General features: G+C 42.4%; 26 protein-coding genes and 1 riboswitch. Of the genes, 16 read left to right on the top strand and 10 right to left on the bottom strand.

What is annotated here, in order from left to right; all coding sequences use genetic code 11:
* Positions 1-49: 49 nt before the first annotated feature.
* The 4 genes from F7734_RS44955 to F7734_RS44940 all read right to left on the bottom strand — a co-directional run bounded on the left by F7734_RS44955 (position 50) and on the right by F7734_RS44940 (position 4,986).
* Entirely contained in the window at positions 50-838 is a 789-nt protein-coding gene (locus tag F7734_RS44955) for an SDR family oxidoreductase (protein WP_155750840.1), read from the bottom strand.
* Positions 839-977: 139 nt separating this feature from the next.
* Positions 978-1,799: an NADPH-dependent oxidoreductase gene (locus tag F7734_RS44950; protein ID WP_155750839.1), complete on the bottom strand. Its 822-nt coding sequence runs from the start codon at positions 1,797-1,799 to the stop codon at positions 978-980.
* A gap of 190 nt (positions 1,800-1,989) precedes the next feature.
* Complete coding sequence (locus F7734_RS44945) at positions 1,990-3,108, bottom strand: sulfonate ABC transporter substrate-binding protein (RefSeq protein ID WP_166482535.1); 1,119 nt, start codon at positions 3,106-3,108, stop codon at positions 1,990-1,992.
* Between the two features lie 96 nt (positions 3,109-3,204).
* Positions 3,205-4,986, bottom strand: a complete 1,782-nt coding sequence (locus F7734_RS44940) for an iron uptake porin (protein WP_243147419.1) — start codon at positions 4,984-4,986, stop codon at positions 3,205-3,207.
* A gap of 548 nt (positions 4,987-5,534) precedes the next feature.
* Between F7734_RS44940 and F7734_RS44935 the strand changes: the two genes are divergently transcribed.
* The 5 genes from F7734_RS44935 (at position 5,535) to F7734_RS44915 (ending at position 10,706) form a co-directional block, all read left to right on the top strand.
* A complete protein-coding gene (locus tag F7734_RS44935; RefSeq protein ID WP_155750838.1) occupies positions 5,535-6,575 on the top strand; it encodes an NADP(H)-dependent aldo-keto reductase in 1,041 nt (346 codons plus the stop codon).
* Positions 6,576-6,984: 409 nt separating this feature from the next.
* The gene (locus F7734_RS44930; RefSeq protein WP_155750837.1) at positions 6,985-8,613 is read left to right on the top strand and encodes an FAD-binding protein; all 1,629 of its coding nucleotides are present in this window, start codon (positions 6,985-6,987) and stop codon (positions 8,611-8,613) included.
* Positions 8,614-8,651: 38 nt separating this feature from the next.
* On the top strand, positions 8,652-8,981 hold the full coding sequence (locus F7734_RS44925) for a 4Fe-4S binding protein (RefSeq protein ID WP_155750836.1): 330 nt from the start codon (positions 8,652-8,654) through the stop codon (positions 8,979-8,981).
* 43 nt (positions 8,982-9,024) lie between these two features.
* Positions 9,025-10,089, top strand: coding sequence for an ABC transporter substrate-binding protein (locus F7734_RS44920; RefSeq protein WP_243147418.1), 1,065 nt, complete (start codon positions 9,025-9,027; stop codon positions 10,087-10,089).
* 287 nt (positions 10,090-10,376) lie between these two features.
* Positions 10,377-10,706, top strand: a complete 330-nt coding sequence (locus F7734_RS44915) for a hypothetical protein (protein WP_207714354.1) — start codon at positions 10,377-10,379, stop codon at positions 10,704-10,706.
* A 150-nt stretch (positions 10,707-10,856) separates the two neighbouring features.
* On the opposite strand, the gene F7734_RS44910 is transcribed toward F7734_RS44915, so the two are convergent.
* On the bottom strand, positions 10,857-11,291 hold the full coding sequence (locus F7734_RS44910) for an NUDIX hydrolase (RefSeq protein ID WP_155750835.1): 435 nt from the start codon (positions 11,289-11,291) through the stop codon (positions 10,857-10,859).
* A 277-nt stretch (positions 11,292-11,568) separates the two neighbouring features.
* On the opposite strand from F7734_RS44910, the gene F7734_RS64450 reads away from it, so the two are divergent.
* The 3 genes from F7734_RS64450 (at position 11,569) to F7734_RS44895 (ending at position 13,894) form a co-directional block, all read left to right on the top strand.
* Entirely contained in the window at positions 11,569-11,871 is a 303-nt protein-coding gene (locus F7734_RS64450; RefSeq protein ID WP_243147417.1) for a hypothetical protein, read from the top strand.
* 124 nt (positions 11,872-11,995) lie between these two features.
* On the top strand, positions 11,996-13,195 hold the full coding sequence (locus tag F7734_RS44900; RefSeq protein WP_155750834.1) for an NAD(P)/FAD-dependent oxidoreductase: 1,200 nt from the start codon (positions 11,996-11,998) through the stop codon (positions 13,193-13,195).
* 51 nt (positions 13,196-13,246) lie between these two features.
* Positions 13,247-13,894 (top strand): HAD family hydrolase, encoded by a 648-nt coding sequence (locus tag F7734_RS44895; RefSeq protein WP_155750845.1) that lies wholly within the window; start codon positions 13,247-13,249, stop codon positions 13,892-13,894.
* Positions 13,895-13,958: 64 nt separating this feature from the next.
* Here the strand turns inward: F7734_RS44895 and F7734_RS44890 are convergent, their stop codons facing one another.
* Positions 13,959-14,357: a DUF4278 domain-containing protein gene (locus tag F7734_RS44890; protein WP_155750833.1), complete on the bottom strand. Its 399-nt coding sequence runs from the start codon at positions 14,355-14,357 to the stop codon at positions 13,959-13,961.
* Positions 14,358-14,408: 51 nt separating this feature from the next.
* Positions 14,409-14,500: riboswitch (Glutamine riboswitch) on the bottom strand.
* A gap of 314 nt (positions 14,501-14,814) precedes the next feature.
* Here F7734_RS44890 and F7734_RS44885 point away from each other — a divergent pair.
* Positions 14,815-15,150, top strand: a complete 336-nt coding sequence (locus tag F7734_RS44885) for a PAS domain-containing protein (protein ID WP_347566393.1) — start codon at positions 14,815-14,817, stop codon at positions 15,148-15,150.
* A gap of 30 nt (positions 15,151-15,180) precedes the next feature.
* Here the strand turns inward: F7734_RS44885 and F7734_RS44880 are convergent, their stop codons facing one another.
* Positions 15,181-16,701, bottom strand: coding sequence for an aminotransferase class I/II-fold pyridoxal phosphate-dependent enzyme (locus F7734_RS44880; RefSeq protein ID WP_155750832.1), 1,521 nt, complete (start codon positions 16,699-16,701; stop codon positions 15,181-15,183).
* 191 nt (positions 16,702-16,892) lie between these two features.
* Between F7734_RS44880 and F7734_RS44875 the strand changes: the two genes are divergently transcribed.
* The 4 genes from F7734_RS44875 (at position 16,893) to F7734_RS44860 (ending at position 20,117) form a co-directional block, all read left to right on the top strand.
* Entirely contained in the window at positions 16,893-17,096 is a 204-nt protein-coding gene (locus tag F7734_RS44875; RefSeq protein ID WP_155750831.1) for a hypothetical protein, read from the top strand.
* Positions 17,097-17,147: 51 nt separating this feature from the next.
* The gene (gene ychF, locus F7734_RS44870; protein WP_155750830.1) at positions 17,148-18,239 is read left to right on the top strand and encodes a redox-regulated ATPase YchF; all 1,092 of its coding nucleotides are present in this window, start codon (positions 17,148-17,150) and stop codon (positions 18,237-18,239) included.
* Between the two features lie 483 nt (positions 18,240-18,722).
* Entirely contained in the window at positions 18,723-19,658 is a 936-nt protein-coding gene (locus F7734_RS44865) for a GUN4 domain-containing protein (protein ID WP_155750829.1), read from the top strand.
* 60 nt (positions 19,659-19,718) lie between these two features.
* Entirely contained in the window at positions 19,719-20,117 is a 399-nt protein-coding gene (locus tag F7734_RS44860; RefSeq protein WP_207714353.1) for a hypothetical protein, read from the top strand.
* A 2-nt stretch (positions 20,118-20,119) separates the two neighbouring features.
* Here the strand turns inward: F7734_RS44860 and F7734_RS44855 are convergent, their stop codons facing one another.
* On the bottom strand, positions 20,120-20,452 hold the full coding sequence (locus F7734_RS44855; RefSeq protein WP_155750828.1) for a hypothetical protein: 333 nt from the start codon (positions 20,450-20,452) through the stop codon (positions 20,120-20,122).
* Positions 20,453-20,636: 184 nt separating this feature from the next.
* Positions 20,637-20,798, bottom strand: coding sequence for a response regulator (locus tag F7734_RS44850; protein ID WP_166482534.1), 162 nt, complete (start codon positions 20,796-20,798; stop codon positions 20,637-20,639).
* Positions 20,799-20,960: 162 nt separating this feature from the next.
* Here F7734_RS44850 and F7734_RS44845 point away from each other — a divergent pair, with 162 nt between their 5' ends.
* Positions 20,961-21,926: a protochlorophyllide reductase gene (locus F7734_RS44845; protein ID WP_155750826.1), complete on the top strand. Its 966-nt coding sequence runs from the start codon at positions 20,961-20,963 to the stop codon at positions 21,924-21,926.
* 258 nt (positions 21,927-22,184) lie between these two features.
* On the opposite strand, the gene F7734_RS44840 is transcribed toward F7734_RS44845, so the two are convergent.
* Positions 22,185-22,631 (bottom strand): hypothetical protein, encoded by a 447-nt coding sequence (locus F7734_RS44840; RefSeq protein WP_155750825.1) that lies wholly within the window; start codon positions 22,629-22,631, stop codon positions 22,185-22,187.
* Between the two features lie 352 nt (positions 22,632-22,983).
* Between F7734_RS44840 and cruF the strand changes: the two genes are divergently transcribed.
* Positions 22,984-23,898: a gamma-carotene 1'-hydroxylase CruF gene (cruF, locus tag F7734_RS44835; protein ID WP_155750824.1), complete on the top strand. Its 915-nt coding sequence runs from the start codon at positions 22,984-22,986 to the stop codon at positions 23,896-23,898.
* A 12-nt stretch (positions 23,899-23,910) separates the two neighbouring features.
* The coding region (locus F7734_RS44830; RefSeq protein WP_166482533.1) for a glycosyltransferase family 2 protein at positions 23,911-24,863 on the top strand (953 nt) is incomplete at its 3' end.

Raw genomic sequence — 24,863 nt, 5'->3', positions numbered from 1 at the left:
GAGAGTCAAGAGGTCAGAAGAAAAATATCAAGATACTATGAGACACTTCCTAAAGTACAGATTGACAAAGTCCCCCATCGACTTGCAACATAACTCCATTGACAAACGAAGCCGCAGGCGAACACAAGAAAACCGCAACGTTAGCAAACTCCTCCGGTTTACCCATACGACCCAAAGGCACTGTAGAATTAATATTAGCAATTTCTTCTGCAGGAGATTTGCCATTTCTGACAGTACGGGCTGCTATCAATTCTTCAACCCGTTCTGTATAAGTCCAACCAGGTAAGATACTATTGACGCGGATTCTGTCAAGCCCAAGTTCTCGACTTAAACTTTTTGTTAAACCAATGACAGACAACCGAATAGAATTTGACAAAATTAGATTTTGAACCGGCTGTTTACTTGAAGAGGAAGTGATGGTAAGAATTGCCGGAGTAAATGATTTACGCAAATAAGGTAATGCAAGTTTAATCAGTCGAACTGCACTTAACAAAATCAAATTTACAGAAGTTTCCCATTCACTCAGATCGACATCATCAAAACTACCCGACGGTGGACCCCCTGTATTTGTCACAAGAATATCCAAACCCCCAAATCTTTTGACTGTAGTCTCAATAACCCGTTCAACATCTTCTGGTTTAGTCAAATCTGCACGTATAGCCAAGACTTCTGCACCCGTTTCATTTTCAATTTCAGCAGCTGCTTTTTCCACTAACTCGCTGCGGGCACAGATAGCCACTTTTGCTCCCTCGCAAGCAAATTGCCGTGCTGTTGCTTTACCCAAACCTTTGCTTGCCGCTGTTACTAAAACAATTTGACCTTTCAGTTGTAAATTCATTTGTATGTATAGTTAGTTGTTAGTTGTTAGTTGTTAGTTGTTAGTTGCTAGTTTTTAGTTTTTAGTTGTAATTTTTCACACCAACTACTAACCACCAACCACCAACCACTAACCACTGACCAATAACTATTCTCTACTGTTATCGCAGCTCAAAGCCTAAAGTTTTTAAAGCTTCACGCAAGCGATCGCGTCCTGATAAAGACGCAGATGACATAACTCGCTTCACAGAGTGCTCCGACCAGTCACCTGGGACGCTCATCTGTTGCGAGGTGTAAAAAGCTTTCATGACATCATTATACTGTGCGATCGCCTCATCTTGTTGTCCCAGCTTGTAAGTTTCCCGATGCAAGACAGCCGACTGAGACAAACGTGGTTTAATAGCAGCTGGTTGAGCAGGATTGGCATAGCCCACGCACAACCCAAACACAGCAAAGACGTGCGGGGGCAAATTAAGAACTTCAGCGACTGCCTCAGGATGATTACGCAATGCACCAATATACACTGTTCCCAAACCAAGAGATTCAGCAGCTACAGTTGCATTTTGCGCTGCTAGTGCTGCATCTATAGCTGCCATAAGGAACATTTCTAAATAATCCAAACCTTCATGAGGCAAACCGCGACTCTCAGCAATGTAAGCCAGACGAGCTAAATCAGCCAGCCACACAAGAAATAGAGGACACTGCCGGATATGAGCTTGATTGTTAGCCAGTTGTGACAATTTTTCTTTGCGTTGTGCATCTTCTACAGCCACTACACTCCACGTCTGGAGATTAGAGGAAGTAGAGGCAGATTGAGCCGCAGCTACCAAGGTTTCTAGAGTACCGGGCGGTAAAGGCTCGGAAAGATAAGCACGAATCGAACGGTGAGAAAGCAAATTCGCTAGAGTGTCGTTCCACAGAATATTTGTATTAATGGTATCAACACCATAGCGGTGATGTAATAACTCAGTTGGATTTGTCATGAGTTGTTGGTTGTTAGTGGTTGGTGGTTAGTTGTTAGTGGTTAGTGGTTGGTTGTTAGTTGTTAATGGTTGGTTGTTTCCAAATAAAAAATCTCTTGTGGTGGAGGCATCTTGCCCGCTTATAGTGCTATGTGGTGGGCATTGCCCACCCTACTAACCACTAACAACTAACCACCAACCACTAACCAAATTATATTTTGGGAGACAATGAAGCGTATTGTTCTGGTTTTAACATAGCTTCTTTGACATCAATTTTCTTTGGGATCAACTTCAAGTTGTAGAATGTATCTGCTACTTGCTGTTGTGTAGCAATTAGATCGTCAGTGATGGGTACAACCCCAAAACGTTTTCGATTAGTTGCGGTTTTCATTGTATCTAAATCAATGCCTAAGACGGGTGAAAGAGTTTCTGCCACAGCGTTCCGATTTTTATCAGACCATTCCTCTAATTTTTGAATTTCTTCTAATACCGCCTTTATCGTTTCTTGGTTCTCATCAGCAAACTTGCGGCTAGCTAAATAATATCCGCCTTGTTTGTTGACATTCGTACCATCTACTAAAACACGAGCATTGGCATTTTTTTCAGCAGCTGCATAAAAGGGGTCCCAAATAGACCAAGCATCTATACTACCTTTAACAAAGGCAGCACGAGCATCAGCTGGAGGTAAATATACGGGCTGAATATCACTGTATTGCAATTTCGCTTTTTCCAGAAGTTGCAACAACATATAGTGAGCGCTAGAACCTTTTTGAAAAGCGACTTTTTTGCCTTTTAGGTCTGCTAATGTTTTGATGGGAGAATTTTGCGGAACAAGAATCGCCGAACCTTGAGGGCTAGCGGCTATTCCCGCAATGTAGGTTAGTGCTGCACCTGCGGCTTGGGCAAAAATTGGTGGTGATTCGCCTGTATGACCAAAATCAATGCTACCAACATTTAAGGCTTCTAGAAGTTGCGGACCTGCGGGAAATTCAATCCACTCAACAGAGACGCCTTCAGGTTGCAGGCGTTTTTCTAAAACCCCCTTGGCTTTGATTAATATTGCTGATTTTTGATAGCCAAATCTGAGGACTGATGCTTTGGTTGAACCACTGTTAGCAACGGATGTTGCTGTAGGGTTAGAAGTATCAGCAGAATTATTAACTGAGCATGCAGCAAATAACAAGCTCAGACATAACCCAGCAATAAAAGCTCCAAAAATTGACATGGGCAAGATAGAGAACAGTCTCTTGCTTTTGTCAAGCTTTTGGAATCGGTGTTCTGTCAATGCTTTCCATTGACTGAGTAAAATTTGAAGAATTTGGTCAAGCACCCAACTTTACTCCTACAAAAAACATTAATTACTTAATACTGGTTGATTTACCGTAGTATTTTAAGAAAAAAAACCAATTTCCACCATAAACTTTTGCTAAAAAGCAAAACTGGTACGAAGAACACCCACCCAAATAGGATCGTTAGCATCATTATGTTCTGGTTTGGTAATTACATAAACAACGGGTGTCAGACTGATATTGCTATTCAAGCGGAAGCGATAGAAAGCCTCAATATGTAAAGAAGTATCTGGATCTTCTCTTCGCTGTCCTGCCACTCTATAGTCACTGTCTGTCACTTTAGGTGGTACACCAATTACAAATCCTCCTAAGTTACCTTCTTTAAATAAATCTGGAAAACCAAGGGTGAGAGCACCATTAAGAATTGTTGCTTCACTATCACCCCCTGTCTCTTGGTGTGCGCGAGTATAACCAAACCAACCACCCAAAGCAAAGCCAGGAGTGGCTCTCCAGTTGAATTGAAGCCCAAAATTATCAGATGTTGTGGCATTTTGCTGAAAAGGATTTCTGGCGAATGCACTTCCCGTACCTCCAGTCAAGTTAAACCCAGATTGAGCAACATAGTATTTGCGAGCATAAGTCAAAGCAACATCTAACTTGCGACTTGGAGAAAAGGTGAGTTGCCCAATGGCAAGGGATGTACTATCGCTGAGTCCTCTAGTTGGCAAATTAACTTGGAACCCTTCAATTATGTAACTCGCATGAAATTGAAGTTGATCGTTAAATCGGTAAGCAAATGCCGCCCCCGCACCATCAAAGCCAGGTCGGTAAACGGTGGGGTTAAACTGTCCAAACCGCGAGAATGCACCGTTAAGGGCGCTACCAGTTAAGTTTGTAACTGTCGGCATATAAGCAGGTGGATTGAGTGTCCGAGTACCTACCCAAGCAGTTGCCTTACTGCCTATAGGGAAACGATAGTACAACGCATCAACATACAAGTCCCCATCTGGGTAGTTAGCTCCTCCGTCTAAGGTAAAACGGGTCATTTGAGTTCCTGTTGACGCCCCCATGTTAGGAATACCATATGCCGTTAAACTTGTTGTTAACTGGTCTCTACCACTAAAACTAGTTTGTAGACCCAGTCTGGCGCGGTAACCAAAAAAGGCGTTAGAGTCATCGTCAGTATCATCAGGCTCTGTATTATTTGCTCGTGGGCCAATGGCATCAGCCACTACAAATACTGCATCACCCACCAATTTGGTCGTTGTGGAAAATTGATTGGCTTCTACCTCAGCAATACGAGGTTCCAAACCGTCTACTCGCCCTCGTAACTCAGAAATTTCTGGACCAAATTCTTTAGTTAATCTTTCTAAAGCAGCTAAATCTTCTTTGGTTAACAAGTCAGCTGTAGAGGATGCGATGAGTCGATTGATTTGATCCAAGCATGAATTTAGACCTGCTGCAAACTCATAACGAGAAAGAGCGCGATTACCACGATACGTGTTGTCTGGATAGCCTACAATACAACCATAACGCTCAACCAAAGATTGCAAGGCAACAAAAGCCCAATCAGTTGGTTGTACATCTGAAAGCTGCGAAACCGATGTTGTCTGAGGCAAATTTCCTTTCTGTTTTGCTGAAGAAGTTTGCGGTTGTAAAGTTGATGTAGATCCGCTTTCTAACTCAGAAACTGAAGGTGTTTTAGACAAGCCTCTTTCTTTAGGTTTGAGCAAAGAAGAACCTGGCGATACATCTGGTTCACTCAGTCGTTCTTCAACTTTTGTTGTTTGTGCCGTTGTTTCTGTTGATTGGGCAACAGTTTTTGTATCAGTTGCTAAAAAGATACTTAAAATAACTGGAGTAGCTAGCAGTAGATTCCAAACAATTTTGTTCATCACTAAAACAGGAACTAAATCCATCAATAAATCGCTTCGCTGGTAATTATATTTATCTATAGAAATCTTATTTGATTTGTAAACACGTAGGTAGGGCTATGCCGTACACACAAGGTCATTGGTGGGCTTTAGCCCTATCTACTGATATTTCAAAAATCAAATAGGAGTCCTAAATCAGTTGCTCGTTCATTCTTTATCCTTCATATTTAATCCTTTTTTTGTCAAGTCAATAATTCAAAATTCGTAAAACTAGTGCAGGCAAAAAGTATGTGCTATTAGCCTAAAAAACTTGATTTTCAATAAAAATACGGCAATTCTGTCAAAATTATGATGTTTGATTCTACTAGATAGGAGTATTTCATAAAAACTGTATTTATTAGGTATTTTTAGCTACAATCTCCTAGAAGTTACTTTTTGAAAACTTAAGTTGCTTGTTGAAGTTAAATCTGATAAGATTCCATCGTTTTCAGGAAAACACACGTATTTTGGTAAATTTACAGTATCTTTTGTAAAGGTGTAGTATTTTTGTGTCTTAGATAAGAAAACTATCGGGAAAAAACTTTCTCTTGCATATGAAGTACAATCAACTAGGTGAGAGCGACCTCAAGGTTTCCGAAATTTGTCTTGGAACTATGACCTACGGTCAACAAAATACCATTGAAGACGCACATCTACAGCTAGATTATGCTGTCAGCCAAGGAATCAACTTTATTGACACTGCGGAAATGTATCCGGTACCACCTCGTGCTGAAACGCAAGGGCGAACCGAAGCTTTTATAGGAGAATGGCTAAAAAAGCAACAACGGGATAAACTGATTATTGCTACAAAAATAGCTGGACCAGGTCGTCCTATAACCTGGGTGAGGGGAGGATCGACAAACATAAAACGCGATAATATCAAGCAAGCAGTAGATGACAGCCTAAAGCGCTTAAAAACAGATTACATCGATTTGTACCAAATCCACTGGCCCGATCGCTATGTTCCTACCTTTGGGCACACAGAGTACAACCCAAATTTTGAGCGTGAAACAGTACCCATCGCGGAACAGCTTGCGGCTTTTGCTGATATCATCAAGGAGGGAAAAATTCGATACCTGGGCTTGAGTAATGAAACTCCTTGGGGTGTGACTCAGTTTAGTCAAATTGCCAACCAATTGAAATTGCCCAAAGTTGTTGCCATTCAAAACGCTTATAATTTGCTGAATCGGGTCTTTGATTCCGCTTTAGCAGAAGCTTGCCGTTACGAAAACATTGGTTTGCTAGCGTACAGCCCTTTAGGATTTGGTTTACTATCAGGCAAATACGTAGAAGGCAATAGACCAGAGAATACAAGGCTGACTCTTTTTGAAAACTTTGGACAGCGCTATCTCAAGCCTAATGTAAGAGAAGCTGTTGCAGCTTATGTCGAAATTGCCCGCAGTCACAATCTCAAGCCCTCACAATTAGCCATAGCCTTTGTCATTAGCCGTTGGTTTGTCACCAGTGCGATCGTTGGTGCAACAACTCTAGAACAACTTCAAGAAAACATAGATAGCGTCAATGTGACTCTTGACAAAGAGATACTGGCAGAATTGAACGCCGTTCACACTCGTTATCCCAATCCAGCTCCATAATGCAAGAGGGTAGGGGGTAGGGGGTAGGGGGCAGATCTTTTTTCTTAGGCTCCTTGCTTTTCTCATAAAAGTATGCAACACTCTCCTATTAGGCTATAGCGGTAACTTTACCGAATAACCGTATTTTAAATAGATGCCAATGCGAACTCGATCGGCAGCTTTTGCTAGAAAGCTGCTGGTTTTTATCCTTTGATTCCTCTTTCGTTCTCTCGTCCCTCGTTCCCAGTCTCTGGCTGGGAACGCATACTGCGAGGCAGAGCCTCGCACTCTAGGTAGAGAACAGAAGGCGGAGCCTCTGCTTAAGGCATTCCCAGGCGGAGCCTCTGCTTAAGGCATTCCCAGGCTCCGCCTGGGAACGAGGTGAAATGTGGCGGGCTACTAGCAAACAATCATCAGGAAAATTCTTCTTATGAAGCATTCATCTACAGGCAATTTTGACCCAAATATACAAACAGATGTACTCGTTATAGGAGGCGGTCCTGCTGGCACTTGGGCTGCTTGGAGTGCAGCCACTTCCGGTGCGAATGTTGTTCTGGTAGATAAGGGATATTGCGGTACAAGTGGATGTGCGGCTGCATCTGGGAATGGGGTGTGGTATGTGCCGCCCGATCCAGAAGCCAGGGAAGCAGCAATGGCATCTCGTGAAGCTTTGGGTGGGTATTTATCAAATCGCGATTGGATGAAGCGGGTTCTTGACCAAACCTATGCCAACGTTAACTTGCTTGCAGACTGGGGTTATCCCTTTCCTACGGATGATGAAGGCAAACCCTACCGCCGTTCTTTGCAGGGTCCGGAGTATATGCGACTCATGCGAAAGCAAGTCAAACGGGCAGGAGTGACAATTTTAGACCACAGCCCAGCTTTGCAACTGCTTGTAGATTCTGAGGGTACAGTTGCAGGAGCAACCGGAGTCCATCGTCAGACAGGGAAAACATGGATGGTTCGGGCTGCAGCAGTCATCATTGGAACTGGAGGCTGTGCTTTTTTAAGTAAAGCACTCGGTTGTAATGTCTTGACAGGGGACGGCTACCTCATGGCAGCCGAAGCGGGTGCTCATATGTCAGGTATGGAGTTTTCTAATGCCTACGCGATCGCACCCGCCTTTTCTTCCGTCACCAAAACTCTATTTTACAACTGGGCAACATTTACTTACGAAGACGGCACACCAATTCCGGGTGCGGGATCGCAGCGAGGACGGTCTGTTATTGCCCAAACCCTACTGAACCAGCCAGTTTACGCTATATTGGACAAAGCAGAAGAAGATATGAGGGTAGCTATGCGGAAAGCACAACCCAACTTCTTCTTACCTTTTGATCGTGCGGGTATCGATCCATTTACCCAACACTTTCCCGTCACACTGCGTTTAGAAGGAACTGTGCGAGGTACTGGTGGAATTAGGATTACAGATAACACCTGTGCCACATCCGTTCCCGGATTATACGCTGCTGGAGACGCTGCCACAAGAGAATTAGTTTGTGGTGGATTCACAGGAGGCGGTAGCCATAATGCAGCCTGGGCATTATCTTCTGGTTATTGGGCGGGACAGTCTGCTGCATCCTACGCCAAACAACTCGGAGACAAAGCACAAGTTCGCCATACGGAAGCAATAGGCGAAACTGCATTCAATCCCACAAGTAAAGGTACTTTGAAGGTAGAAGAAGCAATTCGGGCAACTCAAGCCGAAGTCTTCCCATACGATCGCAATTATTTCCGTACTGAAAAAGGCTTGACAGAATCCCTACAGAACTTAGATCACCTTTGGAAAGAAATCCGCACTAACCTTGCAGTAGACGATCGCAATCTCGTGCGAGCAAGAGAAGCAGCATCGATGGTAGCAACAGCAAGGTGGATGTATAACAGTGCTCTAGCGAGGAAAGAAACTCGTGGAATGCACAAACATCTAGACTATCCACAACAAGACGCCAATCAACAGCGTTATTTAGTGAGTGGAGGTTTAGATAAAGTTTGGGTCAAAGTAGGGGCTAGGATTAGGGCTAGGGACGAGGAACAGAAAATCATTTCTAACTCCAATCCCTAACCCCTAACCCCGACCCCTAACCCCTAAGGAGTGAGAGCATGATAGAGTTAATCAGCGAATCAAGGTGTATTGAGTGTAATGTGTGCGTCAACGTTTGCCCAACAAACGTATTTGATATGGTACCAAATGCACCACCAACTATTGCCAGACAAAGCGACTGTCAAACTTGTTTCATGTGTGAGTTGTATTGTCCCACAGATGCTCTTTATGTCGCACCTCAAGTCGAACCACTTGAGTCAGTAAATGAACAAATTTTAGCTGAAAAAGGGTTTTTAGGAAGTTATCGCCGAGACGTGGGCTGGGGTCGCGGGCGTGAAAGCGGGGCGAAACAAGACTCAACCTACGAGTTGTTGAGACATATGAAGTAACAAAACAAGTTTTCCAGCACATCACACTTATCAATATCTGACTATGAAAAGGAAGTGTTACTCTGTTCGCGATTCCTACCTCATGCAGATTCTACCAAGTTCAAATGTTTTGCCAAAAGCAAGCAAAACGGTCAAATCCTTAACCGCAGTCACACTTGCGATATTGTTGTTAGGAGCATTTCATAGCTCGAGTCCAACTTTATCTCAACCCACATCAAACAATACTTCTACCCTACGTCTTGGCTATATCAGTAGCAGCGGTGGTAAAACTCCAACAGGACCTGCGGGATGGGCGCTTTATAAAGGTCGCCTCAAACCAGAGTTACAGAAGTTGGGTATTACAGAGTTGCGATTGCTTGGTTTTCCTAACGGACCAAACCTCAATGAAGCCTTAGTCGCAGGTCAAGTAGACGTAGGTATTTATGGGGATACACCAGCTATTGTGGCTCGCTCAAATGGAGTGCCAACAAAGTTGATCGGTCAAGAACAAGTGGGTACAAATGCTTGGTTAGTAGCTAAAAAGAATGGACCTCGTTCATTAGCAGAACTGAAAGGGCAAAAAGTAGCAACATCAAAAGGGTCGTATATGCACCGCTATTTGATAGGATTGTTACAAAAGTCTGGTATTGCCCAACAAGTCACTGTTGTCCACCTACTGCCTCCTGAAGCACAAGCAGCATTAGAGAGAGGTAATGTAGCTGCGATCGCAGCTGCAACCGGAACAGGTCCTCTTTTACGTGCCAAAGGATACCCAGTTCTTGATGAAGCCGTCAAACACCCAGATTTACCGGGCACAAGTGTGACTGTAGCAACAGAAACTTTTTTGACTAAATATCCTGATTTTCCCAAAACATGGCATCGTATTAGACAAACATCACTCAAAGAAATCAAAGCTCGTCCGCAAGAGTATTACCAATTTCACGCTCAAGCTTCTGGATACCCAGTTGATATCGTGAAAGCTTCCTTTCCTTTATCACAATTTCCAGAAGAACCACTACCAGCAAGAGGACTGCAACTGTTAGAAAGTACAAAGAAGTTTTTAGTTTCGCAAAAACTTGCTCGGTCAGATTTTCAATTAACCGACTGGATTTACAATCAACAACGCTAATAAAAAATTATACTTAAGTTTTCATCTCCAACGTTTTCACCTATCTCAACCTCTCCTATTCAGCTACCATGTACACACAAGTTGGCTTTACCCCCCTTAATCCCCACGCGTGAAAGGGGGGAAACAAGAAATCTAGTTCCCTCCCCTTTCCAAGGGGAGGGTTAGGGTGGGGTAAAAATCAGTCTAAAATCTCGGTCTATGAACTATTTCAGACTTGTGTGTACACCATAGCTTACTCAGGAGAGGCTTCTCTACATTTACTAGTAAACTGTTATTTATAACTAAAAATGAAACTTATATTACCTACAAACATTGTAGAAGATCTTCAACCGCAACTACCTTCAGATGTAAATTTTGTAAGTCTAGATAGTGATGGCAATATTGATGGCGATGCTACAGATGCTGAAGTTTATTTCAGTTGGTTTTTGGTAAAACCGACAATCTTAAATACTGTACTAGAAGCAGCACCAAAACTCCGGTGGCATCATGCACCCAATGCAGGAGTTGATCGCATCCTCACACCAACTAACTTAGAACAGTATTTAAAACGCGATATTACTCTCACCAACGGGGCGGGAGTGCATGCGATCCCCATAGCTGAATTTGCGATCGCTTAAAGAAGTTGGTAGCACTGGACTGAATGTATAGAGGGAGTAGAGACGCGCTGTTTGAAGCGTCTCTACATTCTTTTGCGGGGATGTCTTTTGAAGCGTCTCTACTAAAAAACCGTGTTTCACGCGATGTTGAATGCTGTACTGATGCTGTAGCTATCCAAAATCGCAACAATATGGCTGAGTTTTCAGAAACTGCTTCAGCATTCGCTTGAGTGAATTTCGTTTAATCACACAAACTGCTTCGCGAGCATCCAACCATTGTCGTTGTCTTTGAGTAACTTCAGGATAATTGTCGCTCACTGTCTCAACTAAAAGCGTATAAAGTTTTACTTTATGTCTCTTGCCTTGTTTGCGATATTTATAACTTCCAAGTACATCAGTATTAACTTGTCCCACAACTCCGGCTTCTTCCCATGCTTCTTTTGCAGCAGAAATAGGCGGACTCATCCCCTTGCAAATTCCACCTTTGGGAATTAACCAGTTTTTACGGTTAGAAGTTGTAATTAACAAGACTTCAATTTTTCCGTTTTGTATCCGATATGGAAGCACACCAGATTGTACAAGTTCTTTTTTGTTTTTCTGACCCATATTTACTAAGAAACCTTCTTATTAAACTTTTCGTATTTCGTATAATTTTGACTTATTCAAGCCACAAAATGATGCATCCTTGTATTTCATTCAATGAAAACTGCTGTAATTCAAGGATTGTTGCAATTCGTAATTAAGTTAAGAACTTATGACATTTTGAGTCTTTCAATGACTCAGTAAATTCATGGGGAACTTGTAGTAAAGATTTTATGCTAGCAAAAAAGTTAAGCTGAAATTAACTTAAGGTTAAAAAAGATTTATAATAAGGATTAAATAGATGGAAACATCCAAGCCATTAGATAAAAGCAGCTTTATCTACCCTCGCGCACGCTATTACGGTCAAATAAAGCCCGAAAACTTAGCATTTAACGCTAACCTGCAAGAATTTTCGCACAAAGTTAGCATTATCACCTGTTTAGAAATATCTGGAAAACTGACACCTATGCAGGCTTACAACCAGATTGAATCACTCTCAATACTGCAAGGACTCTCGAATTTTTGTAGGTTGGGCTTTACCCGTGGGAAAACCCAACAAATGCTTGTAAATGTTGGGTTTCGTTCCTCAACCCAACCTACGTAATTTCATTGTTTGAGTAGCGCACAACTTATGGCAAAAATTGGGACTCTTGGTTGATGGCAACTGAAGGCAGGAAATCAGTACACTGGAGTAAGTAGCCCTGCTGGGATTCACGTCCGGAAAATCGATGACTCAACAACCTGCTAGAATCTGTATCCTTGGAGGAGGCTTTGGTGGTCTCTACACTGCATTACGTCTGAGTGAATTGCCTTGGGAAAATTCACAGAAGCCGGAAATCGTTCTGGTAGATCAAAGCGATCGCTTCCTCTTTTCTCCCCTTCTTTACGAACTATTAACTGGGGAATTGCAAACTTGGGAAATTGCCCCACCATTTGAAGAACTTTTACAAGGCACAGGTGTGCGGTTTTGTCAAAGTGTTGTGTCGGGAATTGATATAGACCAGCGACGCATACACCTACATGATGGACCTGAATTATCTTATGACCGATTGTTACTGGCATTAGGTGGCGAAACACCCTTAGATATAGTACCAGGAGCAACATCTTACGCTTACCCATTCCGTAGTATTACAGACGTTTATCGTTTAGAAGAACGACTGCGAGTGCTAGAAGAATCAGAAACAGACAAAATCAGAGTAGCAATTGTTGGTGGTGGATATAGTGGAGTAGAGCTAGCATGCAAACTAGCAGATAGGCTTGGGGAAAAAGGAAGATTTCGACTGATTGAACTCAGCGATCAAATTTTGAGAACATCCCCAGAATTTAACAGACAAGCAGCAACCAAAGCCTTAGAAGAACGGGGTGTATTTATCGATTTAGAAACCAAAGTAGAATCCATCGGACAAGACAGCATTTCCTTGGAGTACAAAAATCAGATTGATACCATTCCCGTAGACTTGGTGATTTGGACGGTGGGAACCAGAGTATCACCCGTGGTAAGAAATTTACCCATCAAACAAAACCAACGAGGCCAAATTAGCGTCATATCAACTCTTCAAGTTGAAGACCATGCCGAAATTTTTGCCGTAGGAGATTTAGCCGATTGCCGTGATGCAGACAGTCAGCAAGTACCTGCAACAGCCCAAGCAGCTTTCCAACAAGCGGATTATGCGGCGTGGAATATTTGGGCAACTTTAACCAATCGTCCTTTACTGCCCTTCCGCTACCAATACTTGGGTGAGATGATGACATTAGGGATAGACAATGCAACACTCACTGGGTTGGGAGTCAAATTAAACGGTCCCCTAGCTTATGCAGCCCGACGTCTTGCCTATCTTTATCGACTGCCAACCTTAGACCAAAAATTTAAAGTTGGTTTTAATTGGCTCGCCCGTCCTATTATAGAAACACTAATAAAAAGCAGTTAGTGCTGATTGCTAATTGCTCATTGCTAATCGCTAATTGCCGATCCCTTTATGATGGAAAGACCGAAAGTTATCTTTTTAGATGCTGTTGGCACTCTCTTTGGTGTTAAAGGGAGCGTGGGCGAAGTTTACAGTCAAATAGCACAAGAGTTTGGCGTGGAGGTGCGGTCTGATATTTTGAACAAAGCATTTATCCAAAGCTTTAAAACTTCCCCACCGCCCATCTTTCCAGATGCAGAACCACAAGATATTCCTCAATATGAGTTTGAGTGGTGGTATAAAATAGCGCGAAAAACCTTTGAAAAAGCAGGTGTTTTAGAAAAATTTACAGACTTTTCTACTTTTTTTAGCGAAGTTTACATCCACTTTGGCACAGCAGAACCGTGGATTGTTTATCCTGATGTTCTGCCCGCTTTAGTAAACTGGCGACGACTGGGAATAGAACTAGGTATACTGTCTAATTTTGATTCCCGAATTTATTCAGTATTGCAGGATTTGGAACTCAGAGAGTTTTTTGGCTCGATCACTATTTCTACCCAAGCCGGTGCTGCTAAACCAGACCCTAAAATTTTTGAGACTGCATTAGAAAAACATCACTGCCCGCCCGAAGTTGCATGGCATATTGGTGATAGTGTTGCAGAAGACTACCACGGGGCTAAAAAAGCTGGCATCAGGGGAATTTGGATAAATAGGAATGGCTAATGGCTAATGGCTAATGGCTAATGGTAAGAACGCAATTAGCAATTAGCAATTAGCAATTAGCCTCTTAAGCAATCTGCTTTGCTTCATCCTCAAGCAAGCGAATGAGATTTTGATCTCCCTGTTCTCGAGCAACTTGCAGGCGATGTTCTAAATTACGACGGATATTGGTGAGATGTGCTTTGGTTATCTCATTCGCACACTTTTTAACACTGCCAGACTCTACCACACTGGCATCTTTGCTGCGCTGCTTGGACAGCACCATCAATTCTACGTCTAATGGGTCGCCGATAGAATAAGCTACACCACGATACTTCAACTCAGCTATGGGTTGAGTCTGAGGAATGTGTCTTGGGTAATGGCGTGTCCAAGTTTGCCCCCGATACTTCCCTCCAGTTTCGCCTGCGGTGACTTCGGGATTTAGGGGATTTTGTTCATAATGAGTACCACGATATGTGAGTTTCATTTGTCTCGCCTCTGAATCGAAATGAATTGTTGGAGTCGTTGGATAAAATGAGGCGCGTTCCTTGGGGATATTTCCTTACTTCCGTCTCTACAAGACATTTCGCTGAAAAATCAATTTTTCACCGTCTTATAAAGATGAACGATTTATTTCTGTATTTATTGTAACACTTTTTTTGATAAGTTGGAAAATCATGACAAATAATCATACAAATATTTTATCTATGTCTTAAGCTGTAAAAGATATCTCTAGCCCTCTTTCCAAAGGTGTAACAATGCGATTGGAAGGTATAACGGTGAGAATAAATTCATAAACTTTAATAATTTAAGCTTCTAGCCCTCGCTTGTGGGGGCATTTTTATTGTGGTCAGAAGGTTTGAAATGCAAGTTGTGCCGCAAGACTTAAATTGAGCAAGTCTGTAAAACGAGCAGGCAAATAAGCATATATCCTCAGTACTATTGTGACTACACTATTTAAAGTATGGAGAAATACCTACCCAAAGCTAATTCATCCCGCATTTATGCAATGCCCCTTTTTCTTTGAGAAATCGCTCGATCTGCTGTCGATTATTAGTCTGGATGGCTATTTTAAGCAGATCAACCCTGTGTTTACGCAAACCCTCGCTTACTCAGAAGCAGAATTATTAGCCAGTCCTTTTCTAAACTTCGTGCATCCAGACGACCACTGGGTTACTCTTAGAGAAATGGAGAAGTTGAATACTGGGGTACCAACGCTCAATTTCGAGAATCGTTACCGGACGAAGGATGGCTGCTACCGATGGCGAACTTATCCGTGACGCTGACATTGCAATGTACCATGCTAAAGTTTATTTACTTTTAACTACCTTCAATTTGTGTAAACTGCTATCTACACATCCACTAATAAAACCGCCGGTTCTTTGAATGGATTGAAGATAATCTAAAGCTGTTTCGGTAATAACTTCTCCTGGCATCAAAACAGGAATTCCTGGAGGGTAAGGACAAATAATTTCGGCACAAATTCTTTCTTGAGTTTCTTTTAACGGTAAATTTTCTGTTGCTGCAAAGAAAGCTTCACGAGGTGAAAGATACAAAGAATTATTAAAGTATTTCAATTCTGATAAGATAGGGGAATTACCAATACTACTCCCTATGCCCCTAATTCCCACTTTGTGGAGACCTCGATCGCCCCACTCCCTATTCCCCATCTTTATGGAAAGCTTTGTGAAAGCTTGCACTAATTTCTCTATATCTTCTTGGGTATTTCCTAAACTAATAATAAATGTGAGATGCTGTAGGGATGCAAATTCAGCCGTCACGCCTAGCTTGTCATTGAGAATTTCTTCTGCTTCAAAGCCAGTTAAACCTAAACCAGAAATGGTGACGGTTAAGCGTGTTTTGTCTAGGGCGATCGCTCCTTGAATAGCAGGTTTGGGAGAAATTTCTAACACTGATAATCCGGGAATTTGACTGATACGGCTTCTGGCATTTTCTGCTAGTTCCAATGTACGGGACATTAGCTCTTTGCCGTGCAGTGCCATTTGTTGACGTGCTGCATCAAGAGAGGCTAACAGTATATAACTGGGGCTGGTGGATTGCACAAGTTGTAACGCTTTGCTCACTCGATCGGGATCTATTCTGTTACCTTGAATGTGCAGCATGGATGCTTGTGTCATTGCACCGAGGACTTTATGTATGGATTGCACTGTTAAATCGGCACCTGCTGCTAGGGCTGGGGTGGGAAGTTGGGGATGAAAGGCAAAGTGTGCGCCATGTGCTTCATCGACAAGTAGGGGAATGTTATGTTGATGGGCAAGGGATGCGATCGCTCTCACATCTCCGCAAACACCGTAGTATGTGGGGTATACCATCAACACTGCTTTGGCATCTGGATGTTGTTGTAGTGCTGCTTCTACGGCGTTGGGAGTCATGCTGTGGGCAATATCTAAAACGGCGTCGTATTCTGGATAAACAAAAATGGGGATTGCGCCAGATAGAATTAAGCCCGCGATCGCAGAAGAATGAACGTTGCGAGGTAGTATAATTTTATCGCCAGCTCTACAAGTAGCCAAAATTGCTGCTTCAATACCGCAGGTAGAGCCATTCACCAGAAACCAAGTTTGTGAAGCACCAAATGCTTCTGCAGCCAGTTGTTGCGCTTGGTGGATAACGCCACTGGGTGAAAAAAGATTATCAAGTTCTGCGAGTTCTGGCAAATCCGCACGAAAGACAGATTGACCAAAAACATCAGTCAATAATGGAGAAATTCCTTGTCCCCGCTTGTGTCCTGGGGTGTAAAAGGGAGCATGAGGACGTTCTGCACAAGCTTTTAAAGTGTCTAGCAGGGGTGTTTGATTTTGAGCGAGCATAGTTATACCATTTTGGATTTTAGATTTTAGATTTTGGATTGAGAAAGCCCTGTCTAGATTTGGTTTGAGCCAACTATCTGTAGCATTCTTGTTTCAATTTGGTATCAGCAGATATGTTTTTAGGAAGATGTCATTAGCATCTAATGTTATCTAGGTTGGGGATAAGAAATAATAATTTCAGCAGATACAATATGATTTATCCCGATCCCGGACCATTACCAAACATCCCCCTGACTCCCGATCCAGTACCACAGCCAATACCAGGACCAGTACCGGAACCAGTACCCAGTCCCGCACCCGAACCAGTACCCGCACCAGCGCCCGAACCAGTACCCGCGCCTATTCCTCAGCCAGTACCGGGACCAATTCCCCAAACAGTTCCCGGTCCTGTATAGTAGCTAAGCTACTATAATTTAGAATCCAAAATCTAAAACCCAAAATCCAAAATGCTACGAGCCGGAATTGTCGGACTCCCTAACGTTGGAAAATCGACTTTATTTAATGCCGTGGTTGCCAATGCTAAAGCAGAAGCAGCCAATTTTCCCTTTTGTACCATTGAACCGAATGTCGGCGTTGTTGCTGTACCAGATGAACGGTTAGATGTTTTAGCAAAAATTTCCTCCTCAAAACAAATCGTTCCGGCGCGTGTAGAGTTTGTAGACATTGCCGGTTTGGTTAAAGGAGCCAGCCAGGGCGAGGGACTGGGTAACCAATTTTTGTCTCACATTCGACAAGTAGATGCGATCGTTCATGTGGTACGTTGTTTTGAAAATGACGACATTATCCACGTTGCTGGTTCAGTCGATCCAGTGCGAGACATTGAAACTATCAGCCTGGAACTAGGCTTAGCTGACTTAGCTCAAGTTGAACGGCGGATAGAACGCACCCGCAAACAAGCCCGGTCTAGCAAAGAAGGACAGATTGAATTAGCATTGCTGGAAAAAATAGCAGCTGCATTAAATGAAGGGAAATCAGCACGTCAGGTGAGTTTAACAGAAGAAGAAGCTGAGATAGTTAAACCACTGGAATTACTGACAGCAAAACCCATAATCTATGCTGCCAACGTGTCAGAAGATGACCTTTCTACAGGGAATGAATATGTAGAAAGAGTGCGGCAAGTTGCAGCCCAAGAAAATGCACAAGTTGTGGTTGTTTCCGCTCAGGTAGAATCAGAATTGATTGATTTACCAGAAGAAGAAAGAGCAGAATTTTTAGCATCTTTGGGAGTAGAAGAAGGCGGTTTAAAATCATTAATTCGTGCTACTTATACTTTGTTAGGTCTGCGGACATATTTTACGACCGGAGAAAAAGAAACTCGTGCTTGGACTATTACAGCAGGGATGTCAGCACCACAAGCAGCAGGTGTCATTCACAGCGATTTTGAACGAGGATTTATTCGTGCAGAAACAGTTGCTTATAAAGATTTGGTAACATCTGGCTCGATGAATGGTGCGAAGGAAAAAGGTTTAGTTCGCAGTGAAGGAAAAGAGTACATCGTTCAAGAAGGCGATGTTCTGTTGTTCCGTTTTAACGTATAGGTTGCAGTGACTATTGACCAGGGACCAGCGCAGCTGACTCCGATCTCGTTCCCAGGCTCCGCCTGGGAATGCCTTTTGAGAGGCTCCGCCTAGGGTGTTGATTTACAGCCATTTTCAGATTAATAGACCACATGGAGTGGGGCGGGCGTCCTCGCCCGCTGTGCTGTTTGGAATGCCAAGCGATTGGAAATCGTGGCTCTACAAACGAAGTCCGCCTACGCAGGCTAGAAATTCATATTTTTCGTCTTATTGATAAAAATATATGTTTATTAAAAACTTGAAAATTCAGTATTAATACTTTAGTCCAAGATGTGAGTATACTGAAAAGGCAGGCTGTGGGAGATTGGATAAAGTACGGTTTACTTTGCGATTTTTGGCGAAACACAATGGAAAGTTTCGCTCGCACAGAAGCACTTTTGCTTGCGCGTCAGTCATTTAACAGGTTATTTAAAAATCAACAAACACAATTTATACTAAGTATATATGAGTAATACAATTGATAGTAATGGGAAGACACCATTAGGTTATTATAAAAAAGCAATAGAAAACCTGAGACGTACACATAAAGAGTTACAAGAAGAGCTTTATAATTTAAAAACAAACTATAGCCCAACTTTAGAATCCAATATTCAAAGCTATCAAACAGAAATAAATAAATTAAAATCCGAGTTAAAAATTACACAAGAAAGACTTTTAATTACAGAAGAGTCTGCAATAGAGGCTATAAATATAGCCGATAATTTTCAAAGCGAATTGCAAAATTTAAAAGAATTGATGTCTGCTATCCAATTAAGTAGGAATTCTAAAATATTTGAAGAGTTGGCACAAATAAAAGAACAATTAATCTATTTACAAGCTCAAATTCAACAGCCAAAGTTTGAAGAACATTTGCAATCAAAAATTTTACAAGCCTTATCAAATTTACAATCACAGTATTCCAATCTAGAAGCAGAATTAACTCTTATTTCTCTTGCTTCCGGTTGGGATTATACTAAATTAAAAGAGTTATTAGTAGGAAACAAATGGAATGAAGCGGATTTAGAAACTTACAATGCAATACTCAAGGTATCTGAGCGTGAAGGAGAATGCTGGTTAGATGACGGAAATATCAGACAATTCCCACGTCATGACCTGAGAATTATTAATAACCTGTGGTTAAAATATAGTAATGGAAAATTTGGCTTTAGCATTCAAAAGCGTATTTGGCAAGATGCCAACGAGGACTATAAACGTTTTGGCGATCGCGTAGGATGGCTATTCAATCTTGTAAATAATGAGTGGACAAAATATGAGGATTATATTTTTAGTTTAAGCGCTCCTGAAGGACACTTGCCATCTACAGTTAGAATAGTGGGTCTTGGATATCGAAGTGTAGAAGAACTTCCACATCGGCTAAAAATTTTCTTATCTAAATACTAATTTACCAAATGCTTGAACTTAAACCGCAATTGCGATCGCACAAAAAGTGGGTACAAAGTTATGAATGAACAAGTTTTACGAGAAATACTTAAAAAGTACTGGTCAAAAAAATCAAGTTCTCTCTGGTCTTTGGAAAATCCGAGTTGCGGACAATGTAGTGTAACCGCGCTTGTTATCCAAGATATGTTTGGTGGAAAAATTCTGAAAACTCCGATCGCAGATCGATGGCACTTCTATAATGAAATAGAAGGTACAAGATATGATTTGACAGCCGAGCAATTCCAAACGGCTCTCAACTATGAGGACATTCCATCAAATGCTGAAGAAGCATTTGCTGACACAAGCCAGGAACAGTATGAGTACTTAAGCCATAAAGTCAAACAAAAATTCAAAGGCGAGAAGGAAGTAGTTAATGCTCTTTTTGACTCTAATACATCATCATTTTATAACCAATCATAGTCCTAAATCCACAGATTGTCTTTTGTCAGTTGTACTGGAACTTCAGCTTTAAGAATAGACTCCACTGCTGGATTGAAGTTGACAGTGTATCGACTGAGAATATATAGCTGTTTCCAGGTAAATTGACGATCCTCATTCAATAACATTCTTAATAAATCTAAGTCACGATCTAATTTTTGCTGTTTATTTTTTGCGTTTTCATTTTGACTAAACTGTAAGGTTACTTTGTTGTAAAGATAATCTAGAGGGTTTTCATTGCGTAATTTTTTTTGAAGGTAATCTAATGGGTCTTTCTGTGGCAAAAACTCTCTTGTTTCTTCTATCCGCTCTAGCATTTCATTAAAGTAATATTAAAGCATGGTATAATGCACTACATCCATGAATTTGCCAGATTGTTCTTATCTTCTTTCCATTTAGCGGGGTTATTAATAAAACAATGGAGGGGTTTGATTGGTACAAATTGTTGATTGTGATGTCTAAAGCAGTTTCAAGTCCCGCAATCATTAAAATAGAAATGTACTACCAATTAGGAATAGTTCGTAACTGAGAACAACACTCAAAACCACTCATTCCTGCGATCGTGGCATCAAGAAGCACAGTATCAGGACGTAGAGTTTGGCACAGTGCGATCGCTTCTTCTCCATTTTGGGCTTCAGTTACCCAATACCCTTCTCTTTCCAAGCACAATCAAAGTTGCATCTGGTTGAAGCTGCAACTACGTACTCATTTCATAAAAGATGAAATAAGTAAAGAATAATTACATTCGTCTGTAAGTGCTACTCAATTCGCTTAACCATAATTTATATGAAATCATGGCGATCGATTTAACGAAGTCGGAAGAGAATGGAACAACATCGGAAGTCAACGGTCATAATTACGGGTGCCTCCTCCGGAATCGGTTTGCAAGCTGCAAAAGTTCTTTCCCAATCCGGGCAATGGCATGTGGTGATGGCTTGCCGGGATTGCTCCAAGGCCCAAAAAGCTGCCCAATCTGTAGGTATGTCTCAAGATAGCTACACAATCCTGCAAGTGGACTTAGCATCCTTAGAAAGTGTTAGGCAATTTGTGAAGAACTTCAGGGACACCGGGAAATCCTTAGATGCGTTGGTGTGCAATGCGGCAATTTATATGCCTTTATTAAAGGAACCGAAGCGAAGCCCAGAAGGATACGAATTAAGCGTTGCCACAAATCACTTGGGGCATTTCCTCATGTGTAACCTCTTGTTAGAAGATTTAAAAAATTCTTCATCTTCGGAACCGAGGTTGGTAATTTTGGGAACTGTCACACACAATCCCAAAGAATTGGGAGGAAAGATTCCCCCTCGTCCGGACTTAGGAGATCTCAAGGGTTTTGCGGAGGGATTTAAAGCCCCAATCTCAATGATTGACGGTAAAAAGTTTAACTCTGTCAAGGCATACAAAGATAGCAAGGTTTGCAATATCTTGACGATGAGAGAATTGCATCGGCGATATCATAAGTCACACGGCATCACCTTCAGTTCTCTCTATCCTGGGTGCGTCGCAACATCGGCGCTATTCCGCGATCACTATCCCTTATTTCAGAAACTTTTCCCGGTTTTCCAAAAGAATATCACTGGGGGCTTTGTATCTGAAGAGGAAGCAGGTAAGAGGGTTGCAGAAGTCGTGACTTCACCTGCATACAACCAATCTGGTGCTTACTGGAGTTGGGGAAATCGACAAAAGAAAGATGGCAAGTCCTTTGTTCAAGAAGTTTCTCCGGAAGCAAGCGATGAAGAGAAATCGCAGCACCTGTGGGAACTGAGTGCAAAGTTGGTTGGGCTTGCGTAACAGTTTCACCTCGTTCCCAGGCGGAGCCTCACCTCGATCTGGTGGCTCTGCCTGGGAATGCCTTCGGGGAGGCTCCGCCTCCAGTACTCAAGAGCCATGCGAGGTAAGTACCTGTGCAAAGTAAAATCATGAGTTTAGGTTCAACAGATATATAAAGAATTTTGCCTGACTACTTAGAGCCTCTAGTATTAATGGCTACGCGAGTCAGAGCCTCGCTGTCTGCATTCCCAGGCTCCGCCTGGGAACGAGAGGGGGTTTTTAATGTACGTGTACGGACAACACAAACAATCGTTGAGCGATCGCACCCAATCCTAAGCCGATGAGAGATATGGTCGATAAAATCCAAAAGGTCTGTCCCTGGCTAAAAGCAGATGTTTGAAAGTCTATTCTTGCTAAGATAGAAGCAGCAAAAATTACTAAAGTATCTAAAAATACCCGAAACCAGGCAAGCATGATAAAAAACAACAGAGCTGCCAAAACAGTTACGCTAAAAGACCTGAGATTTGACTTGAATAGAAAAAAGGTGAAGTCGGCAACTTTACTGAAAGGACTTGTTAAACCTCCCGCTAGAAGAAGAGCAGCCGTAACAGCAAGGAGCCATACAACCAAGGGGGGGTTGGCTTTGGATATCAACCAGCCATAGGTGGCGTAGGTTAGTAGCAGGAGAGAGAGGGAAACCCAAGGAAGTCTTTTCAAAAATGACATGGGTTAGATTTTCAGCGCGAGCAATAACTCTGGAATTCCCCTAAAATAACCGATCGCATCGGCAAATAAGGGCATTCCTTAAAACTTGTTCCACCCTTCTACACTCTACAATATACCTCGTGCCTTTCCCAAAGGCTGATAAAGTTGTATAGAATGTAGTTCCAATACTTTAGACTATAAGTTTATCATCATAATTTATTCTTCTTTCAATCAATAGGAAATTATGCTCTCTCAAAGAAAGCAAAACAAGGTTCACCAGAAGTGCTATATAAAGTATTAAATTTTTTCTTAAACATTTGTAAACTATTAGCAGAATGCGTAGCTGCACATCACGTCTTGCAAGGGATTTATCATGAGACAGCTGGTTATCACTGAGCGTATATGCTTAATCGGTCATATTTCAGCCAAGGTTTTTGGGCTGATAGGTATTCTACTGGTCATACCTCATGCCGAAGTTATTCTGAACTTGGGCGGGGGAGTTGGACAGACAGCTATGCAGTTAAGTATGGCTGATGGTGGTGTGGTAGACATCATTTTTGGGACAATAGCTGTATCAATTTTTGCCGAGCGAGTGTTGGGATGGCGTACTTGGCTGTCATTTATGATTCCGGCTCTCTTGATATCGGTAGGGAGTGAGTTATTGGGAACTAGTACGGGGTTTCCTTTTGGATACTATAGTTACCTAAGTGGATTGGGATATAAAATAGCAGGGCTTGTGCCGTTTACAATTCCCTTATCTTGGTTCTACGTAGGTTTGTCTGCTTACCTTCTGGCTCGTGCGGGGCTGAAAGTAGCGGAAAAACCCTCCTTAGGTCGTCAAATTGCTGCAGTACTGCTAGGAGCTTTACTGTTTACCAGTTGGGATTTTGCCTTGGAACCAGCTATGAGCCAAACCGCCTTTCCTTTCTGGTATTGGGAAAAACCAGGAGCGTTCTTTGGCACACCTTATCAAAACTACGCTGGTTGGTTCGGCACAAGTGCTTTATTTATGAGTGTAGCGGCACTGTTGTGGAGAAACACGCCCGTTAAATTAGAGCGATCGCAACTCACGGTGCCAATTATTGTATACTTGAGCAACTTTATCTTTGCTGCCGGACTCAGTTTGGGGGCTGGGTACTTTATACCAGTTTCTTTGGGATTTGGACTTGGGGTTGTTCCTGCTGTTGCACTTTGGTTGTCTGCAACTGCCATCGACAATCTGAAGGTTACATCGCCCACAGCCACTGCTGAAGTTTCGATAGCAAATGTTAAGGTTGCTGTCAAGTAAAGTTTACCAATTGTGATCGATCCTTGGACGATAGCAAATGCTATCTCACTACTTTTGTTGGTCATCCAACTACCAGCGACAGCTATATTACTGTCGCGCCTGCTGAGAGGCCCCAGCCGTCAACCTCCCATAACACCCAAAAATCCCACTCCGGAAATTTTGGGGTCTGTGAGCATCGTGATTCCCACATTAAACGAAGCCCGTCGTATTAGTCCTTTACTAACAGGCATAAGTCGGCAAAGTTACGAAGTGCGGGAAACGATTGTTGTCGATAGCAGGTCAAGTGATGGCACCCCTGACTTAGTAAAAGCAGCGCAGCAAAAAGACCCCCGTTTTCGTCTCATGACAGACGATCCCCTACCCCCCGGCTGGGTAGGGCGTCCCTGGGCGCTACACAACGGATTTTTGCAAAGTTCAGAGGCAAGTGAGTGGTTTCTAGGTATGGATGCTGATACTCAACCCTCTCCCGGTTTAGTGGCTTCTTTAGTTAAGACAGCAGAATCTCAAGGATATGACTTGGTTTCTCTATCACCTCAGTTTATTCTCAAGTACCCAGGAGAGTGTTGGCTGCAACCAGCCCTGTTGATGACTCTGCTTTACAGATTTAACCCAGCTGGGGTTAACTCAGAACAACCAGAACGCGTGATGGCTAATGGGCAATGCTTTTTATGCCGTCGCTCTGTATTAGCTGCTGTTGGAGGCTATAGCAGTGCCGGTCATTCATTTTGCGATGATGTAACGCTGGCAAGGAATATAGCCGCCTCCGGATACAAGGTAGGTTTTTTGGATGGAGCCAAGGTTTTAAAGGTGCGGATGTATGAGGGAGCACTAGAAACCTGGAAAGAGTGGGGGCGAAGCCTCGATCTTAAAGATGCTTCCTCTCGCGCTCAACTTTGGGGAGATTTGTGGCTACTCATCTCCGTCCAAGCTCTACCCCTTATCGTTATCCTAAGTTATCTCTTCTC

The organism is Scytonema sp. UIC 10036 (assembly GCF_009725235.1).
The sequence above is the reverse complement of the archived record's forward strand: the minus strand, read 5'-3'. Positions and strand labels throughout refer to the sequence as shown.

Bases quoted from the DNA above. Each gene is read 5' to 3' on its own strand.
- F7734_RS64450 (WP_243147417.1), top strand. From the start codon at position 11,569: ATGGAAACATCCAAGCCATTAGATAAAAGCAGCTTTATCTACCCTCGC.
- F7734_RS44925 (WP_155750836.1), top strand. From the start codon at position 8,652: ATGATAGAGTTAATCAGCGAATCAAGGTGTATTGAGTGTAATGTGTGC.
- F7734_RS44915 (WP_207714354.1), top strand. From the start codon at position 10,377: ATGAAACTTATATTACCTACAAACATTGTAGAAGATCTTCAACCGCAA.
- F7734_RS44875 (WP_155750831.1), top strand. From the start codon at position 16,893: ATGATTTATCCCGATCCCGGACCATTACCAAACATCCCCCTGACTCCC.
- F7734_RS44940 (WP_243147419.1), bottom strand. From the start codon at position 4,986: ATGGATTTAGTTCCTGTTTTAGTGATGAACAAAATTGTTTGGAATCTA.
- F7734_RS44935 (WP_155750838.1), top strand. From the start codon at position 5,535: ATGAAGTACAATCAACTAGGTGAGAGCGACCTCAAGGTTTCCGAAATT.
- F7734_RS44845 (WP_155750826.1), top strand. From the start codon at position 20,961: ATGGAACAACATCGGAAGTCAACGGTCATAATTACGGGTGCCTCCTCC.
- F7734_RS44865 (WP_155750829.1), top strand. From the start codon at position 18,723: ATGAGTAATACAATTGATAGTAATGGGAAGACACCATTAGGTTATTAT.
- F7734_RS44855 (WP_155750828.1), bottom strand. From the start codon at position 20,452: ATGCTAGAGCGGATAGAAGAAACAAGAGAGTTTTTGCCACAGAAAGAC.
- F7734_RS44930 (WP_155750837.1), top strand. From the start codon at position 6,985: ATGAAGCATTCATCTACAGGCAATTTTGACCCAAATATACAAACAGAT.
- cruF (WP_155750824.1), top strand. From the start codon at position 22,984: ATGAGACAGCTGGTTATCACTGAGCGTATATGCTTAATCGGTCATATT.
- F7734_RS44920 (WP_243147418.1), top strand. From the start codon at position 9,025: ATGAAAAGGAAGTGTTACTCTGTTCGCGATTCCTACCTCATGCAGATT.
- F7734_RS44895 (WP_155750845.1), top strand. From the start codon at position 13,247: ATGGAAAGACCGAAAGTTATCTTTTTAGATGCTGTTGGCACTCTCTTT.
- F7734_RS44880 (WP_155750832.1), bottom strand. From the start codon at position 16,701: ATGCTCGCTCAAAATCAAACACCCCTGCTAGACACTTTAAAAGCTTGT.
- ychF (WP_155750830.1), top strand. From the start codon at position 17,148: ATGCTACGAGCCGGAATTGTCGGACTCCCTAACGTTGGAAAATCGACT.
- F7734_RS44890 (WP_155750833.1), bottom strand. From the start codon at position 14,357: ATGAAACTCACATATCGTGGTACTCATTATGAACAAAATCCCCTAAAT.
- F7734_RS44955 (WP_155750840.1), bottom strand. From the start codon at position 838: ATGAATTTACAACTGAAAGGTCAAATTGTTTTAGTAACAGCGGCAAGC.
- F7734_RS44900 (WP_155750834.1), top strand. From the start codon at position 11,996: ATGACTCAACAACCTGCTAGAATCTGTATCCTTGGAGGAGGCTTTGGT.
- F7734_RS44950 (WP_155750839.1), bottom strand. From the start codon at position 1,799: ATGACAAATCCAACTGAGTTATTACATCACCGCTATGGTGTTGATACC.
- F7734_RS44860 (WP_207714353.1), top strand. From the start codon at position 19,719: ATGAATGAACAAGTTTTACGAGAAATACTTAAAAAGTACTGGTCAAAA.
- F7734_RS44840 (WP_155750825.1), bottom strand. From the start codon at position 22,631: ATGTCATTTTTGAAAAGACTTCCTTGGGTTTCCCTCTCTCTCCTGCTA.
- F7734_RS44910 (WP_155750835.1), bottom strand. From the start codon at position 11,291: ATGGGTCAGAAAAACAAAAAAGAACTTGTACAATCTGGTGTGCTTCCA.